Raw genomic sequence first — 16,697 nt, forward strand, 5'->3', positions numbered from 1 at the left:
GATCGTGCAGATCGACATGTGATTGAACTTCTCCATCGATCTCTAGCACCCAGCCGTCGTCATATCCAGAAGGCACGATTCGAATACGTTGGGAAAATTTACTCATCACGTCCTAGCGTAGCGGCAGGTATCGACAAGGCACGACCGTGGGCATGGAATTATTCCAGCGGTATTACTTCGGTACGGTTACGCACCCACTGAGCCGTCTGTGATGTGGGCTGGTGGCAGTCTAAATCGATACCACTGCGTCAAGCGCAACAGTTGGTCGCAGGTGCAGGGGGAGAGTGATCACGACAGCTGAACATCTCTGCCAATGGTTGGCCATGGTAACTCACCACGGCACAGCACCGTCTGGTGAGCAGTTGCTAGCGCCGGAACTTTTTGAGGAAGCACAATGTTCACAGTCGGGGACCGATGGTGCGACACCGCCCTGGCATGGCAGCGGCGAAGGGATGGAACACTACGAGAACATCAATTCGGAAATTATTGCCCTCACCGAGGGCAACACACCGTAAGTCGGGACACTGGTGTTAACGATCCTGGACAAAAACCTGGGACTATTGACCGTGCTGGTGGTAATCCTCATGGTGCGCGGTATCCAAAGAGCTGGCGTCTGGCCACAGCGTCGACCAACATGGCCGAATCGGCGTTACGGGCTGCGGCTTTTTCCTTAGGCCCCCGGGCCGATACTTGCGCGGCTATGATTTGTCCTTCCAAACATCAAAAACACCTCGAATACTACGCTTAACGTTTTCGGGTTCTGGCCAGCTGCGATGGTATTGGTGCTTGCGCTCGCCGTAACTGGCGGGGTGCTACTGACCGTTTGAATCATACGCCATAGTGCGACAGCAGCTGTGGTGCCGATGCGCCAGACGTCAGAGCAACCGTGAAGAGCCGGTTAAGACTCTGAGCCCCTCGCCGAACGCGCCGTGATGGCGATCAGCAAGGGGCTCAGAACGTTGGAAAATCCAGCGGTTAGACGCTGTAGTAGAGCTCAAATTCTTTTGGTGACACCATGGCTTCCATTGGTGCGATCTCAGTTTCGCGTTTCAACTGGATCCAAGTTTCGATGATGTCTTGGGTAAACACGTCTCCGGCCAATAGGAAATCGTGATCTGCTTCGAGCGCATCGATAGCCTCTGCCAGCGTACGTGGCGCCTGCTGAATGTTGGCTGCTTCTTCCGGGGGCAGCTCATAGAGGTCTTTGTCGATGGGCTCTGCCGGTTCGATGCGATTGCGAATCCCATCCAGCCCAGCCATCAATTGCGCAGCGAATCCCAGGTAGGGATTGCCCGATGGATCAGGTGCCCGGAATTCCAACCGCTTTGCTTTGGGGTTGGATCCGGTCACTGGGATACGAATGGCTGCGGAACGGTTGCCTTGTGAATACAGCATGTTGATCGGTGCTTCGTAGCCTTTGACCAGACGTTTATAGGAGTTCACTGTCGGGTTGGTGAACGCCAGAACGGCCGAACCGTGTTTGAGCAAGCCGCCAATGTACCAGCGAGCGGTATCCGATAGGTTGGCATAACCGCGCTCATCATAGAACAGTGGTTCGCCGTCCATCCACAATGACTGGTGGCAGTGCATGCCGGAGCCGCCATCTCCAAAGACGGGTTTCGGCATAAAAGTTGCGGTTTTTCCGGCTTCTAGGGCTGCCCCCTTGACAATGTATTTGAACAGCTGGACGTCGTCAGCAGCACGAACCAGGGTATTGAACTTGTAGTTAATCTCTCCCTGACCACCGGCACCAACTTCGTGGTGAGAGCGTTCCACCTCGAGACCAACCTGGCCTAAGAGCAGCGATATATCGTCACGCAGATCAGCGTGTTTGTCCACCGGTGGGGTCGGGAAATACCCCTTCATGGTTCTGTTGCGGTGGCCTAAGTTGCCGCCTTCGAGCTGTGTGCCGTCATTCCAATAGGCTTCATCAGAATCGATGCAAACAAAGGTTCGGTTAGGTTGATGTGCTTCAAAACGGACACTGTCGAAGATATAGAATTCGGCCTCAGCAGCAAAAATTGCGGTATCGGCAATGCCTGTTGCCGCTACGTAGTCTTCAGCGCGCTGGGCTACCGAGCGTGGATCTCGAACATAGGCTTCCCCGGTGCGCGGTGACAAGATGGAAAACGACATACACAGGGTTTTATGTTTACGGAAAGGATCCACAAACGCTGTTCCGACGTCAGGGATAAGCTGCAGATCGGAGTCGGCGATACCGGCAAAGCCCGGGATAGATGATCCGTCGAAGAGCTGGCCGGTAGTGAAGAAGTCCTCGTCTACTGATTCAGCAGGGACGTTAAAGTGGTGCTGGCCGCCGATCAAATCAGTGAAACGAATGTCAACGAAGACCACCTCCTCGTCCCGAATATAAGACAAGACTTCTTCTGGTGAGGTGAACATTGTCACTCCATTCATTGCGTACACGATGGTTCAAGCTTAACGACTTTGCACTATACAATGAAGTTCTCAGCCACACGAGACGCAGAATGCGGTCTGGGGCACATTGGACTTGCCTCGACCAATATCCTGCCGACGACGCGGAACAACTAAGCTGGAGCCGATGAGCAACGCACAATATTCTTCTAGAGAAACCCGTTGGGCTGGCGAGTTTTTGGGTCTTCCAGAATCCGGTCCTGCCTCCGCTGCTTCCTATCCGCGCCGAATTGGTGCCCTGTTTGTGGATTGGTTTATTGCTTCAGGTATTGGCTTGATGCTTGCGTCCGGGAATCAATGGCTGGTACTGGGCGTCTTTGTCGTCTTGCACTTCGCACTGTTGTGGTTGTTTGCTACCACACTTGGAAAATTGCTATTTCGCATTCAAGTTGTTCAAGTTGGTGGGGCCCCAGTCAAGCTGTACCAGGCAGCCATCCGTGCGGTACTGCTGGGTTTGGTCGTACCGGCCCTGATCATCGACCGAGACGGTCGGGGGCTGCACGACAAAATGGCCGGTACTGTAGAGATTCAAATGTAATCTCCACAATACCGACCAGTCACCAGCACTACCGGGGTCTCCGGACTAGCGGCCTCGCATTGACTTGCGGTCTGGACGCATCCGGTAAGGGTCAACGCCCTTTGGAATACCGAGGGTATTCTTGGGCAATGAGGAAATACGCTGCTCAACGGCACGCACTTCGTGACGATTCAACGTCTTCTTCATACGTTTGATAGTCGATTTGACCTCGTGCAATTCTACTTCGCTGGGTCCCTTGCCAACTTGCAGTACACGAATCTCAACGTTTGGCAGAAAACGTTCCATATGCTTTCGCTGCTTGTCCGCTAATTTCTTAGCGCGGTTATAGTCACCATCCGCGACCAAGACGACACCAGCTTTGCCGGTGGCACGGAACACTGTTTCTTGAGTCCGTGGATTCACAGCGATAGGTTCGTCTTCAACGACCCAGCCGCGGCCCAATTGTGACAGGGCAGCACCAGCAGCGCCCGGCCGTCCATCAATTTGAGCAAAAGCGGCCTTCTCGGCCTTTTTGTTCATGATGATGATGGCAGCAAGCAGACCCAGTGGAATGAACATCAGTGTCCACAACACCGGTGAACCAGTCAGCAGACCAATCACCAGACCGACCAGCAGGGCAGCAACGAATGCGCCCAGCATCCACCAGACCACTGACGGATCGTATTTGCGCGTCATTTTAAAGACATCGCCGATTTGCTTAAAGAAACCCCGTTTATTGGCCTTGCTAGCCTTCTTGCGTTCCTTTGCTTCGAGTTTCTCAGCCTTACGACGGGCTTTTTGCTCAGCCTTGACGGTCTTTATGTCCTTTTTTGGCGCTTGTGATGCGCCGGAAGATTTCAGTTCAGCCATGATAAACCCATTCTAGCCCTAACACCTGTGGATAACTCAATCGTACCTATCCGCTTTCAGGCATCATAGATGCATACCTGTCCCAGGAGGTGAACCGTGAATGTACCCTTAGCCAAGCGTCCCAGCCTATTGATGGAACGGGTGTCTACGCGGTTAGCACCGAAATCGCTAGAAACACTTGACCAGTGGGGAGTAATAAGGCATCTAGGATCGGGCAGTAGTGCGGAGGTCTGGCTGCTTGAAGATAAGATCCATCGTCGCCAGGTCGCGTGTAAGACACCACGCGATTGTGGACTGGCTGGTGAACTTTCGAAGGAAGCGAAGCTGGCAGCGCAGCTATCGCATGAGAATATCATTAGACCAATCAATGTCGGTGATGACCCAGAACTGAGCTCCTTAAAAGAAGCAACCTTTTGGGAGTTTCTTGCCGGAGGTACTCTGACAGATCTGGTGGGGGCTACGGGACAGCTCAGTATTGCTCAGACTGTGACCGTTGTACTGCCGATGATTCAAGCAGCCCAGTACTTACTGGCTCGCCAAATCGTCCACGGGGATATCTCACCGCGCAACATTCTGTTTGACCTTACTGGACGCCCTGTGCTGATCGATTTCGGTGCTACGCGGGCTACTGCCCATCAGCATGCGCGTACCGGGACACCGGGATTTGTCGCACCCGAGCTCGTTCTGCCAACATCTCGGCAAGTGGGGCTGGACGCCAGTGCAGACATTTATGCTTTAGCCGCAGTGGCATGGTTCTGTCTGACAGGTAGGGCTCCTGGGGCACCTGAGCACCGGGTCCCGCTGACCACGTTACGGCCCGAATTGGACCCGGAAATCTTCGAGGTATTAGAAGCAAGTTTGAGTGCAAACCCGTTGATGCGTCCGGATCTGGACCAACTACTGGATTCGGTCGCACAATGGGCAATACCAGAACCCGTTGATCTGTATGCATCGGTAGGGGAACAATACGAGCTGGTATTGCCCACCCGACAACCGGAATTCGATGCTAAGCGAAAGCGGACTTTCAAACTTAAGAAAGCCGCCATCATAAGTCCCGGTGGGAGATCTCGCAGCCGAACGACTCCTAAGAAAGATCGAAGCCGAGTGCCCCAGCGGATCACCATCGCACTGGGTAGTTTCCTGCTGGCCTGTGGGGTTGTGTTCACTATGACTCATGAAGCCGATTCTGTTCACTATTCTTCAACTGCACGCGACCAAATCGCCGACGTTTCAGGACAGGAAGATTTTCAAGCGGTCTTAGACGAGCTTGCAAAAGCGCGAAGTGCTGTGTGGGCGGCAACCGCACCCGACCAGGTCGAACAGTATGCGCTGATTGATTCAGAAATTTTTCATGATGACGTAGAACTTCTCAGCGTATTAGCAGAGGCAGGACACTATCTCGAGGGGATTCGCATGCGTGCAGGTCTAGACCGCGTGAGTCGGTCTGGTGACATCACCGTGTTGTCCGTGACGTGGCGGATCGATGGTTATGTGCAGCGGGATGCAGCTGGCGAAGCGATTCAGCAGATAGAGCCTCACCAGGAAGCTATTGAACTCGAGCTCGTCGAGACCGCCAACGGTTGGCGCATGGTGGCCGTTGGCTAGGAAACCACGTGCGAGCCGACAAAACAAATGCCGCAGAGAAAAATCTCTGCGGCATTTGAACGGTATTTACAGTGCTAGACACGCCATAGCGTTGCGACGAGTGCAGCGATCACAGCAGTTCCACCGGTGGCGTGAGCCAAGCCAGTAGATATTTCTTCACCACGGTTGATCTTGCGACGACCAAGGAGCGCGGTAACGAAAACCATCAGACCCAAGACGAGTTTAATGGTCAATTTCATACGGAGTGCCCCATCAGGGTCACCGATCATTTCAGCGAGTCCGAATAGGACGACGCCGGAGATGATCATGAAAATCGCTCCATACCACTGGGACTTGGTCACTGTTGGGTTCTTGAAGTTGGCGAGCCAACCCCCAACGATGGCTGCCATCGACAGGATGTGAATCGCAATGAAGATTGTTTGTACAATTTCCATAAAGCTACTGTGGTTCCTTTCAGAGACCCAGCTGGCCACCGAATTCGCCGCCTTCTAGACGGTTCTTCAGTTGGGTCATGAAGCGACCGGCATCGGCGCCGTCAACGATACGGTGATCATAAGTCAGCGAGAGATACATCATGTGACGAATAGCGATAACATCGTTACCTTCGGCATCGGTGCTGACCACTGGACGTTTGACGATGTTGCCTGGGCCAAGGATGGCAACCTGGGGCTGGTTGATGACCGGAGTATCAAACAGCGCACCGAAAGAACCAAGGTTGGTAATCGAGAAGGTACCACCGGACAGCTCGTCTGGTTTGACCTCGCTGTCGCGAGTACGCAGTGCCAAATCGGAGATCGCGTTAGCGATACCCGTCAGGTTCAGGTTGCCTGCCCCCTTGATAACCGGAACCATCAGTCCCCGTTCGGTATCAACGGCAATGCCGATGTCTTCGCGGTCATGATAGGTAATTTCCTTGGTTTCAGCGTTGTACTCAGCATTAAGTGCAGGATGTGCGCGCAGAGCTTCAGTAGCGGCCTGGGTAATGAACGCCAAGAAGGTAAGGTTGACGCCGTTTTCAGCTTTGAAACGCGCCTTCACCTGGTTACGTAGGTTGACAATGCGCGTCATATCGATTTCGTGGACCTGGGTCAGCTGTGCTGAAGTCTCCAACGACTCGACCATACGATCGGCAATGACCTGACGAATACGAGGTGCCTTCTCAGTAGTACCACGCTTGGATGGATCGACGGAAGATACTGGATCTGTTGGAGCAGGACGAGAAGCAGCAGGAGCGGCAGTGGCGGCAGTGGCAGGTGCAGCAGCGGCCGGAGCTTCCTGACGGGCTTCATATTCCTTAGCGGCAGCGGCTGCTAGGACATCCTGCTTGCGGATGCGGCCACCAACACCGGTACCGGTTACTTCGGCAAGGTCGACATCCTGTTCACGGGCCAGACGACGGACCAGTGGGGTGACGTAACCGTCGCCGCGTGGTGTCTCTTCCGGCGAGGACGGGGCCTTTTCTGCTGGTGGTGTAGGAGCCGGGGTTGGTTCTGGTTTCGACGCAGCTGGCTGTGTTGGTTCCTCAGCAGGTGCTTCTTCAGCCTCGGGTGCTTCATCGGCACGAGCCGAAGCTGGTTCTGGTTCTGGTTCTGGTGCAGGGGCTGGTGCTGCGGCAGCTCCGTCAGATGAACCGACTAAGGCGAGAACCTGTCCTACTTCAACATCTTCGTCTTCCTGGACTTTGATCTCCAGGACAGTACCGGCGACCGGGGATGGGATCTCAGTATCGACCTTATCGGTAGAGATCTCTACGATAGGTTCGTCGACCTCGATAGTGTCGCCTACTTCTTTGAGCCAACGGGTGATCGTACCTTCGGTGACGGATTCGCCCAGTTCAGGCAGAGTGACTTCTTGCGTGTCGCCGGAGCCACCACCGCTTGCTGGAGCAGATGCCGGTTCAGCAGGGGCTTCTTCAGCTGTCTCTTCCGTCGGCTCTTCAGCTGCTGAATCATCAGTAGGTGCATCCGAGGCGGATTCACCTTCCTCACCGATGACTGCCAGTGCCTGACCGACTTCAATGTCTTCGTCTTCCTGGACCAAAATTTCCAGGACAGTGCCGGCGACCGGGGATGGGATCTCGGTATCGACCTTATCGGTAGAGATCTCTACGATAGGTTCGTCGACCTCGATAGTGTCGCCTACTTCTTTGAGCCAACGGGTTACGGTACCTTCAGTTACCGATTCGCCCAGTTCTGGCAGAGTAATGGTTTCAGACATTCCGTCCGGTTTCCTCTCTATTCCTCTTATAATGCTCAACACGTTCAGTGTTTATGCGCTGGTGGCTGCCATGGTGGTGCAACCATCTGGATGACTAGGCGTGCAACGGGAATCCGTTGAGCATCATGGCTGCTTCACCCAGGGACTCGTTCTGAGTTGGGTGGGCATGGATGAAGTGGGCGACATCTTCTGGATATGCTTCCCAGTTGACGATCAGCTGCGCTTCACCAATTTGTTCTGAAATACGGTCGCCGATGCCGTGTACACCAACGATAGGACCGTGCTTCTGACGAACCATCTTGATAATACCGGTGGTACCGATGATGGATGACTTGCCGTTGCCGGCAAGGTTGTATTCCACGGTTTCGACGTTGTCTTTGCCGAATTCTTCTTGGGCAGCCGGTTCGGTCATACCCACGGAGATGATTTCTGGGGTGGTAAAAGTAACGCCAGGGATGTTGCGGTCTTCGACCTTCAGGGGGTTATTGCCCATGATCTCTTCGATGACGAAGTTACCGTGCTGATAACCGCGGTGAGCCAACTGCTTACCCTTAACGATGTCGCCGATCGCGTAAATGTTGCCAACACCGGTGTGCAAGCGCTCATTGACGGCGACGTGGGCACGATCCATTGGGATGCCAACTTCTTCGTAACCCATGTTTTCAGTATTTGGTTTCCGGCCGGTTGCAACCAAGCAGATTTCGGCTTCGAATTCTTTACCATCTGCCAAAGTGACTTTCACACCGGTGTCGGTTTCTTCAACTTTTTCGAAGAAGACTCCCAGGTTGGATTTGATGCCGGCTTTGCGGAAGCTACGAGTGAGCTGCTTGATAATTGCAGGGTCTTCGTTTGGTACCAGCGAATCTAAGCCTTCGATAATCGTCACGTCGATGCCAAAGGAATTCCATGCGGAAGCGAATTCAGAACCGATCACACCGCCACCCAGCACGATTGCAGATTTTGGTGTGTAATCCAGCTGCAGTGCTTCGGTGGAGGTAATGATTTTGTCCGAGACGGTCAGACCCATGGTGTTGGAAACGGAACCAGAGGCGAGGATGATGTGCTTACCGGTGTATACGGTGCCATCAACATCAATTTGATTTTCAGATACCAGGCGACCGTTGCCGGCAATAGTAGTCACCTTACGCATTTTCAGCAGACCCTGGAGGCCTTTGAATTTTCCGTCAACAATGCCGTTTTTGTATTCGCGGACGGCCCCCATGTCGACGGTCTCGAAGCTGGCTTTGACACCAAATTTCTCAGAAGACTTGGCGTTATTTGCCACATCAGCCGCGTGCAAGTACGCCTTGGTTGGGATACAACCATAGTGGAGGCAGGTACCACCAACCTTGTCTTTTTCAATAAGACCTACGGTTAGCCCGTGGTGTACGGCGCGTAAAGCCGCACCATAACCGGCGGATCCACCGCCGAGAATTAGTACGTCGAATTCTGTAGCGGTTTCAGTCACGATTGATGCTCCTCATCTATGCGGAGGTTCGCCCCGCAGTTGTCCTCGTTATTGGTTTCCAACCACGCGTCCTTTGACTTAGTAATGCCTGGAGTCACCACGGCAGTTTTTTGGACACTTGATCTTAACCTTATCGGTTCGTACCGGTGTTGTTCCATAAGCTGAGCCACGTTAACTCAGTTGATGGGTCTCTCATCAATCTGGGTCTGACACCCGGTAGTAAACATAAGACCGTTGGGCTACCACGATCGGTAACACAACGGCCTTATGCAATGTATTTAGTTGTCGCGATTCGCAACAAATTCGATCAGGGTACGAACCATGGCACCGGTGGCATCTTTGGCGGTGTAACCACGTGGGCTGGATTCATTAAATGACGGCCCGGCAATATCCAAGTGCGCCCAGGGGGTGTCACCGACGAATTCTCGCAAAAAGGCTGCTGCCCCTTGCATCCCACCGTATCGTTCACCGGTGTTTTTTAGATCGGCGACGTTAGAATCGAATCCTGCACGCGCTTCTTCTGGAATCGGGATATCGACGACGATTTCGCCGGTCGTTGCTGCAGCATCAGCCAGTTCTGAGCGAACGTCTTCGGCGCCCATGATGCCGGTGGTCCGTACACCCAGAGCAACCATCGCAGCACCGGTCAATGTGGCAATATCGACGACGACGTCAGGGTTTTCTTCGGTGGCGGCCACTAGTGCATCGGCCAGTACCAGACGACCTTCAGCATCGGTATTCATAACCTCAACCGTGGTACCGCCGCGAATCGTCAAGATATCTGAAGGCTTAATGCCTGTACCCGATGGCATATTCTCTGCCATGGCAAGCCAACCGGTTACGTTGACGTCCAACCCGAGTTCGGCGACAGCGTGCAGCACACCAGCTACTGTTGCGGCACCGGCCATATCCGATTTCATGGTCTCCATCGAACCAGCGGGCTTCAATGAGATGCCACCGGTGTCGAAAGTTATGCCCTTACCTACAAGAGCGACGTGACCTTTGGCATTATTTGGGGTGTATTCCAACTTGACTAACCGTGGAGGGTTCGCTGAGCCCTGGCCCACACCCAAAAGTCCACCGAAGCCACCTTCAGCAAGAGCTTGTTCATCGTAGACTGTGGCCTTCACATTGGAATTCTCTACTAGCGCTTCGACTTCTTGAGCAAATGTGCCGGGGAACAGATGCGATGGTGCGGTATTGACGAGATCGCGAGTAATAAAAGTTGCCCGTGCAACGGCACTGGCGCGCACCAGCAGCGTGTCGGCCTCGGCTAGTTCAGTGACGATTTTCAGATCTACACCATTGGTCTGTTCTTCATCGCCGTTGTCTTGTTTGGTTTTATATCCGTCGAATGAATAGGTGCCCAGTGCGGCTCCTTCCGCAATTGCGGTCAAACGTGCAGCACTATCAGCCGGCAGCGCGATGGTGATTTCGGTGGTCCCAGCCAATTTCGCGGTTGCTGCGCCAGCAGCCCGACGAAGCGCTTCAGCAGAAATCTCTCCTGCAGGGGAGTTGTCCAACATTGGGGTGCCTTGGGCAGGGGCGTCGGCGGAACCCAGCCCGGTTAGAACCACGATTTTTGTATCGAAGCCGGTCGTCGAACCAGCAACCCGGGTGACTTCATCGGCCTTGCCTTTGACCCCGAGTGCTTCAAGCTGGTCTTGAAGGCCAGACACCGCGTTCTCATCCAGACCGGGGGCAACAATAACCGGACCATCGTCGGTGGATTCCACACCAAGTACGAGGGCTTCGGTTTGATCGATTGTGGTGGTAGCGGTCAGGTCTATAGCGAACTCGGCGATGAAACCATTGGAAGCGGCGTTTTGAGCCACGAAATCACGTCCTTGCGATTGCAAAATAGATACGATTGGTGACTCCATCATAACGACCCAGCTCAGTTTGCCAGCGGAATAAGTGACATGGCCCTTGTGTTCTGTTAAATAGTGTCAAGCAGCATTGTGTTCACTAAATAACGTCAGGAGTCTGCGTGCTCGATCCGGTTGATCTGATTCGAATGTCGTCGTCAGCTAAGGAGTTATTGGCTGGCAGCGGCCAAACCGACGACGGCGATAACGAATCCCCGTCCCTACACGGCCTCGATTTGCTGGTCGTGTTTTCTGGGTATCTCGATGCGGGCAACGTTTCGACGCAATTGGAAAATGTGCTGCTCGAGCGTCTGGACCATCAACGTCTCGCAACCTTTGATACAGACCAACTTCTGGACTACCGGGCACGCCGTCCACATCTTCGATTTGATGGACAGCGCTTCTACGACTATGAAACCCCCGAATTAGCATTACATCTGCTAAAAGATCAGATGCAAAGACCGTTTTTGATGCTCAGCGGCCCCGAGCCTGACTATCAGTGGGATCGTTTCGTGGCGGCCGTGATGATTCTGGTTGATCAGCTCAATGTAAACCTGGTGACGTTCGTGGATGCTGTCCCACTACCGGTTCCTCATACTCGCCCACTTGGCGTGACCACGCATGGCACGGCCAAAGAACTCCTTGAAGGACTGGCAACGTGGGCACCGAAAGGCCGCATCGCCGCAGGCACCGCACAACTGCTGGAACTTCGAGCAGCTGAAGCTGGTCGTCGTGTCAGCGGTTATACCGTACATGTGCCCCATTATCTGGCGGATGCAACCTATCCACAGGCTGCGGTTGCGGCACTAGAGTACATTGGTGCTGCCATGGGGCTGATGCTGCCGACCGAGGAGCTGCGCGAATCGGGACGTGAAGTCGAACAACAGATTGCAGCACAAGTGCAAAATCGGCCCGATATCGCAGCAATGCTGCAGCACTTGGAAGAACGCTTTGACGAATACGCGAAAGAACATCAATCCCGTAGCCTCCTTCTGGATCAGGACCAACAGATGCCGGACGCGGAAGAGATTGGTTCGGCGGTTGAGTCCTATTTGAGCAGTCAGGTTCAACACGATGATGCCGGCCAGGCCGTCGATCGTCACACCACTGTGAATACCGGAAACATTGATGAACCGCCATCTGAACCCATGCGGCCCTCTCGAGCTAATGTCGGCCCCGATAGCGTTGAATTCATCACCGACTTCTATAACGCTAGCGAAGATAATGAGCAACCCGAAGACGCTGAAGATGATGAAACTGACTGATTATCCACAGCTTGTCCGACAACTCGAACCCAGCGCCGAGTTATCCACATTCGGCAACTGAACTCACCCGGAGTCACCGAAAGTGTTTCATGCTTGGGTCATGAGACCTGAGCAAAATGATTTTTCTGTTCCCATCACGAACGACTCGCCCCAGCACCCACCTCATCATCTAACGCCGACACGGTACGCGCTCACAGATGAGCCCAATACTGGGAGCTTGGCAGATGCATCCAGCCATGAGTTGACCCGTCGTCTTCGGGTGAGTACTCCCGAAGAGCTACTGGCCTACGTTCAAAGTACCTTGGGGTTTCGGCCAACCGATTCTTTAGTTATGGTGGCGTTTGCCCAACGTCAGCTTTCCACGGTAGTCCGCTGTGATCTACCAGAAGCTCTGGACAAGATGCTGCAGTCCGACACCCTTGAAAGTGTTACTTTCTTTGATTTTGGTATTACCGAGACACAAGAACAGCAGCTGATGGAGCTGGGCAAATATCTAGGCCAACTCATGGCTCGTGAACCATCGACCACTGGGTGTCTCTTGGTTTATATGGCCACCGAGGTGAGTGTCTCAAACTCTCACGCACTTGCAGTCACAGACACGGTCAATGGGATATTAACCGCCCAGTTCGGATTGCAGGGCGTCCCAATCGAAGAGTCTTGGCTGATTCACCACGACCAGTTATGGCATTTGCGTTGTGCCGTGACGACTGACTGTAAAATCCGGGGAGAGGTTCTGAATGATCCTGAATCTACGGAGCTTTTTCAGGAACTCGATCCACAAGGGCAAACACGGTCGCGGCCTCAAGGACCAGCCCAGAAGCTGATTTTCCCGCCAACATTATCGGCTAGTTCGAAGGATGTTGTACCGACTCAAGAACTCCTGGAACAACGCCCCAAGGTTGTATTAAATTGGCTGCAGCGCTGGGACGAGCACCTGGGACAGGGGCCGCAAATGTTACACACGGATCAAGTCGCTGAGTTGTTATCGGCAATAGAACATCCAAGACTTCGCGATGCGGTGCTCGCAGTTGCATGCTTCGACGTTCAAACTGCGATTCGCGGCATGCTGGCACTAGAGCAATTTCCTAACCAGCTAGCACTTGTTGCGGGGGAGCAAAGCAATATGCAAGATGGTCTAGCTACCAGAGGGTGTCTGTTGGGGGAGTCCGATCGGATTCCGGACTGGCAGCGTATCGCAGTCCTGGAGCGTCTGTGCCATCAGTTGCTACCTTTAGCCGACCATCGTTCCGGTGGTGGGCTCTCTGGGATGCTGGTGTGGATTGAGTGGGTGCGAGGTCGGGGTAGCCTTGCTTTAGACTATCTCCGCCAGGCTCGTAAGCATTTCCCCACAGAACAGATCTTGATCGGCCTTGAAAATGTTCTGCGGAATGGCAGAGTCGCGGCTTGGGCCACACGAGCAGAAAGTGCATGGTCGCCACGAAACGCAGCCTGAGCAGTGCGATACGTCAATGACGCGTAACTGCGGGAACCTGTGGCATAATGTTCTGATCTAACGGCTGTGTGGAAAAACTTTTTTGAAAGTTTTTGTCACGATGGGAACAATTCCATCACTTAGCGCGTTACACGTACCAGAGACCCTGCATCCGTACTCGTACATCGGTCGACATCTTGTGTGAACCGGGACGTATTGTGATTACTTCACAACGGACTTGACAGGGTCATAGGTGTGTTGATCGTGTGTGAGTTTATTACTCATACGGCTGCCAAGGAAAGGACCTGAGTGACTACTACTCCAAAACAGGCTACTGCCCAGAAAGCTTCTGCTGTAAAGAAGACCACAGCTAAAGGGACGACAAAGAAGGCAGCTGCTACCAAGAATGGTAAGAAAACGACCATGGCTTCCGAAGAATCAAACCTTGAAGAAGAATTCGTCGAAGACCACGATATAAACGTTGAAGACGAAGAAGACTTAGAAATCGACGACGTAGACGAAGAAATCGTCGAAGACGAAGAAGATGACGAAGAGGAAGAAGTAAAGAAAACAGCTGGTCCTGAAAAACCAGACGTTGCATCCACCATCAAAGCCGGTGGTTTCGTTGTCTCAGAAACAGAAGAAGACGCTCCGCAACAGCGTGCAGTCAATATCGTCGGTGCAACCGCAGACCCGGTCAAAGACTATTTGAAACAGATCGGTAAAGTCGCGCTGCTCAATGCCGAAGAAGAAGTCGATCTTGCAACCCGTATTGAAGCCGGCCTATATGCCGAGCATAAGATGCAGACAGAAGACATGTCTGACCCACGACTTCGCCGTGATATGCAGCTGATCATTGCTGATGGTCGCCGTGCAAAAAACCATTTGCTTGAAGCAAACCTTCGTTTGGTCGTTTCGCTGGCCAAACGCTACACCGGCCGTGGCATGCTATTTCTGGACCTGATTCAGGAAGGCAACCTCGGGTTGATCCGTGCAGTTGAAAAATTCGACTATACCAAAGGGTTCAAATTCTCGACCTATGCCACTTGGTGGATTCGGCAAGCTATCACGCGCGCCATGGCGGACCAGGCCCGAACCATCCGTATCCCCGTGCACATGGTCGAAGTCATTAATAAGCTGGCCCGTGTGCAGCGGCAGATGCTGCAAGATCTCGGCCGTGAACCTACCCCCGAAGAATTGGGCACCGAGCTGGACATGACTCCTGAAAAGGTCATCGAAGTTCAAAAGTACGGTCGCGAGCCAATTTCATTGCACACGCCGCTAGGTGAAGACGGCGACTCGGAATTTGGCGACCTCATCGAAGACTCCGAAGCGGTTGTGCCGGCTGATGCTGTTGGATTCACACTGCTGCAAGAACAGTTGCACTCCGTTTTGGATACGTTGTCAGAACGTGAGGCAGGTGTGGTTGCTATGCGTTTCGGACTCACCGATGGACAACCCAAGACCTTAGACGAAATTGGAAAAGTCTACGGTGTGACGCGCGAGCGTATTCGTCAAATTGAATCCAAGACGATGTCCAAGCTACGTCACCCATCCCGGTCACAGGTACTGCGTGATTACCTAGAGTAAATGAGGCCTTGGTCGGAAACAAGAAATCGAGTAACTCTACAACGTCACTCGATTTCTTGTTGACCCAAATCAACCCGGTTCAATCATGAGACACCAAAAACCTCCGCACCAACGCTATGACATTGGTGCGGAGGTTTTGTATTAATAACCGTGCGCGGTGTACTAGTTACAACCGGCCAAACTTATAGACTCGCAGAGCGTTCTTCTTCGAGACGCTTGGTCTCATCCTGCCACACAGCAGCTTGCGGACGAAGGCTCTCTTCAACCTGGCGTGCGTGGTGAGCACAGAAGTACAGTTGGCCGCCCGAAGGTAATACTGCACGAACGTAAGCTTGGGCTCCGCAACGGTCGCAACGATCGGCGGCGTTGAGGGTTGGCTGCTCAAGACTAGTTGCCGTGGACATTGGGCCTCCTAATTTGTGGTCCAAACTCTGTTAGGTTGGTCCTTCCATCCTGACAGGTTATTTCATTCCTGTGTAGAACAACGCACTGACCATATGTTTTATGCCCGATTGTACTGAGACAGCCACCGGCAAACACCAAGCATAATGTCAACGTTGTATCCCACTGGTCATGCATGCATATCCAGTGGATCCATATTGCCAGTTGGTTGTGGATTCTCAAAGATCTGGTCAGCGCCATACGCGCCAGGCGAAAGAAGTCTCCTGGCTGCTTCACTTAGTGTTCAGAGACAGCATAAATCCCAGATCTGCGGCAGATACCCACTATTCTTACTAATGTCGATTATTTGTAAACAGCAGATGAATGCTGTTGAGAACGATGCAGACTTCTGTGAATTATCCTCTGAAAGGGTTCAACACTTCGTGGTCAAACAAGCCGAGTACAGCGCGCGAAACTTATCAGTCCTGGAAGGACTCGAAGCGGTGCGCAAACGTCCGGGGATGTATATCGGTTCCACCGATTCACGCGGCCTCATGCATTGCCTTTGGGAGATCATCGACAACTCTGTTGATGAAGCGCTTGCAGGTTACGGTCAGTCCATCGATATCACCTTATTTGCTGACGGATCAGTTGAGGTGGCAGACAATGGCCGCGGTATCCCTGTAGATATTGAACCACGCACCGGCCTTTCAGGTGTAGAAGTTGTTTTCACTAAGCTGCACGCCGGTGGTAAATTCAGCTCCGAGTCTTATGCGGCGGCAGGCGGTTTGCACGGTGTTGGGGCTGCAGTTGTCAACGCGCTGTCCTCACGCCTGGATGTTCAGGTCACTCGTGGCGGGAAGGTCCACCAGCTGAGTTTCCAACGAGGTAAACCAGGACAATTCCACGATAAAGGGAAACCTCGACCTGAGGCTGCCTTTACCCCGTTGAAGTCAGGATCTGAAGTTGACGTTGTTGGTAAAGCCAAGCGCGGGTTAACCGGCACCAAGATCAGGTATTGGGCTGATTCACAGATTTTCACCCCCGA

14 protein-coding genes are annotated in these 16,697 nt (G+C 53.2%); 7 read left to right on the forward strand and 7 right to left on the reverse strand.

The genetic code is table 11. The annotated features are described in order from the left end of the window. The first annotated feature begins 284 nt into the window (after positions 1-284). A complete protein-coding gene (locus tag K8V32_RS05275; protein ID WP_303903976.1) occupies positions 285-515 on the forward strand; it encodes a hypothetical protein in 231 nt (76 codons plus the stop codon). 460 nt (positions 516-975) lie between these two features. Here K8V32_RS05275 and glnA read toward each other — a convergent pair whose 3' ends face one another. Further along, on the reverse strand, positions 976-2,403 hold the full coding sequence (glnA, locus tag K8V32_RS05280) for a type I glutamate--ammonia ligase (protein ID WP_303903979.1): 1,428 nt from the start codon (positions 2,401-2,403) through the stop codon (positions 976-978). Positions 2,404-2,563: 160 nt separating this feature from the next. Between glnA and K8V32_RS05285 the strand changes: the two genes are divergently transcribed. Further along, positions 2,564-2,974 carry an RDD family protein gene (locus K8V32_RS05285; protein ID WP_303903982.1) on the forward strand — a complete coding sequence of 137 codons (411 nt, stop codon included), beginning with the start codon at positions 2,564-2,566 and terminating at the stop codon, positions 2,972-2,974. A gap of 45 nt (positions 2,975-3,019) precedes the next feature. Here K8V32_RS05285 and K8V32_RS05290 read toward each other — a convergent pair whose 3' ends face one another. Beyond that, entirely contained in the window at positions 3,020-3,823 is an 804-nt protein-coding gene (locus tag K8V32_RS05290; protein ID WP_303903986.1) for a DUF4191 domain-containing protein, read from the reverse strand. A gap of 96 nt (positions 3,824-3,919) precedes the next feature. Between K8V32_RS05290 and K8V32_RS05295 the strand changes: the two genes are divergently transcribed. Next, positions 3,920-5,428, forward strand: coding sequence for a serine/threonine-protein kinase (locus tag K8V32_RS05295; RefSeq protein ID WP_303903988.1), 1,509 nt, complete (start codon positions 3,920-3,922; stop codon positions 5,426-5,428). A gap of 74 nt (positions 5,429-5,502) precedes the next feature. On the opposite strand, the gene K8V32_RS05300 is transcribed toward K8V32_RS05295, so the two are convergent. The 4 genes from K8V32_RS05300 to K8V32_RS05315 form a co-directional block, all read right to left on the reverse strand. Continuing rightward, a complete protein-coding gene (locus K8V32_RS05300; RefSeq protein WP_303903991.1) occupies positions 5,503-5,862 on the reverse strand; it encodes a hypothetical protein in 360 nt (119 codons plus the stop codon). A 19-nt stretch (positions 5,863-5,881) separates the two neighbouring features. Beyond that, a complete protein-coding gene (sucB, locus tag K8V32_RS05305; RefSeq protein WP_303903994.1) occupies positions 5,882-7,645 on the reverse strand; it encodes a 2-oxoglutarate dehydrogenase, E2 component, dihydrolipoamide succinyltransferase in 1,764 nt (587 codons plus the stop codon). A 94-nt stretch (positions 7,646-7,739) separates the two neighbouring features. Next, positions 7,740-9,113: a dihydrolipoyl dehydrogenase gene (gene lpdA / locus K8V32_RS05310; protein WP_303903997.1), complete on the reverse strand. Its 1,374-nt coding sequence runs from the start codon at positions 9,111-9,113 to the stop codon at positions 7,740-7,742. A gap of 278 nt (positions 9,114-9,391) precedes the next feature. After that, the gene (locus K8V32_RS05315) at positions 9,392-10,948 is read right to left on the reverse strand and encodes a leucyl aminopeptidase (RefSeq protein WP_524536693.1); all 1,557 of its coding nucleotides are present in this window, start codon (positions 10,946-10,948) and stop codon (positions 9,392-9,394) included. A 155-nt stretch (positions 10,949-11,103) separates the two neighbouring features. On the opposite strand from K8V32_RS05315, the gene K8V32_RS05320 reads away from it, so the two are divergent. The 3 genes from K8V32_RS05320 (at position 11,104) to K8V32_RS05330 (ending at position 15,268) form a co-directional block, all read left to right on the forward strand. Then, a complete protein-coding gene (locus K8V32_RS05320; protein WP_303904000.1) occupies positions 11,104-12,246 on the forward strand; it encodes a PAC2 family protein in 1,143 nt (380 codons plus the stop codon). A gap of 217 nt (positions 12,247-12,463) precedes the next feature. Next, on the forward strand, positions 12,464-13,699 hold the full coding sequence (locus K8V32_RS05325) for a DUF4192 family protein (RefSeq protein WP_303904003.1): 1,236 nt from the start codon (positions 12,464-12,466) through the stop codon (positions 13,697-13,699). Between the two features lie 288 nt (positions 13,700-13,987). Continuing rightward, positions 13,988-15,268: an RNA polymerase sigma factor gene (locus K8V32_RS05330; protein ID WP_303904006.1), complete on the forward strand. Its 1,281-nt coding sequence runs from the start codon at positions 13,988-13,990 to the stop codon at positions 15,266-15,268. A 182-nt stretch (positions 15,269-15,450) separates the two neighbouring features. On the opposite strand, the gene K8V32_RS05335 is transcribed toward K8V32_RS05330, so the two are convergent. After that, on the reverse strand, positions 15,451-15,672 hold the full coding sequence (locus K8V32_RS05335) for a DUF7455 domain-containing protein (protein WP_043057905.1): 222 nt from the start codon (positions 15,670-15,672) through the stop codon (positions 15,451-15,453). A gap of 333 nt (positions 15,673-16,005) precedes the next feature. On the opposite strand from K8V32_RS05335, the gene K8V32_RS05340 reads away from it, so the two are divergent. Next, the coding region (locus tag K8V32_RS05340; protein ID WP_524536694.1) for an ATP-binding protein at positions 16,006-16,697 on the forward strand (692 nt) is incomplete at its 3' end.

The organism is Enteractinococcus helveticum (genome assembly GCF_020742345.1).
GTDB classification, from domain to species: Bacteria; Actinomycetota; Actinomycetes; order Actinomycetales; family Micrococcaceae; genus Yaniella; species Yaniella helvetica_A.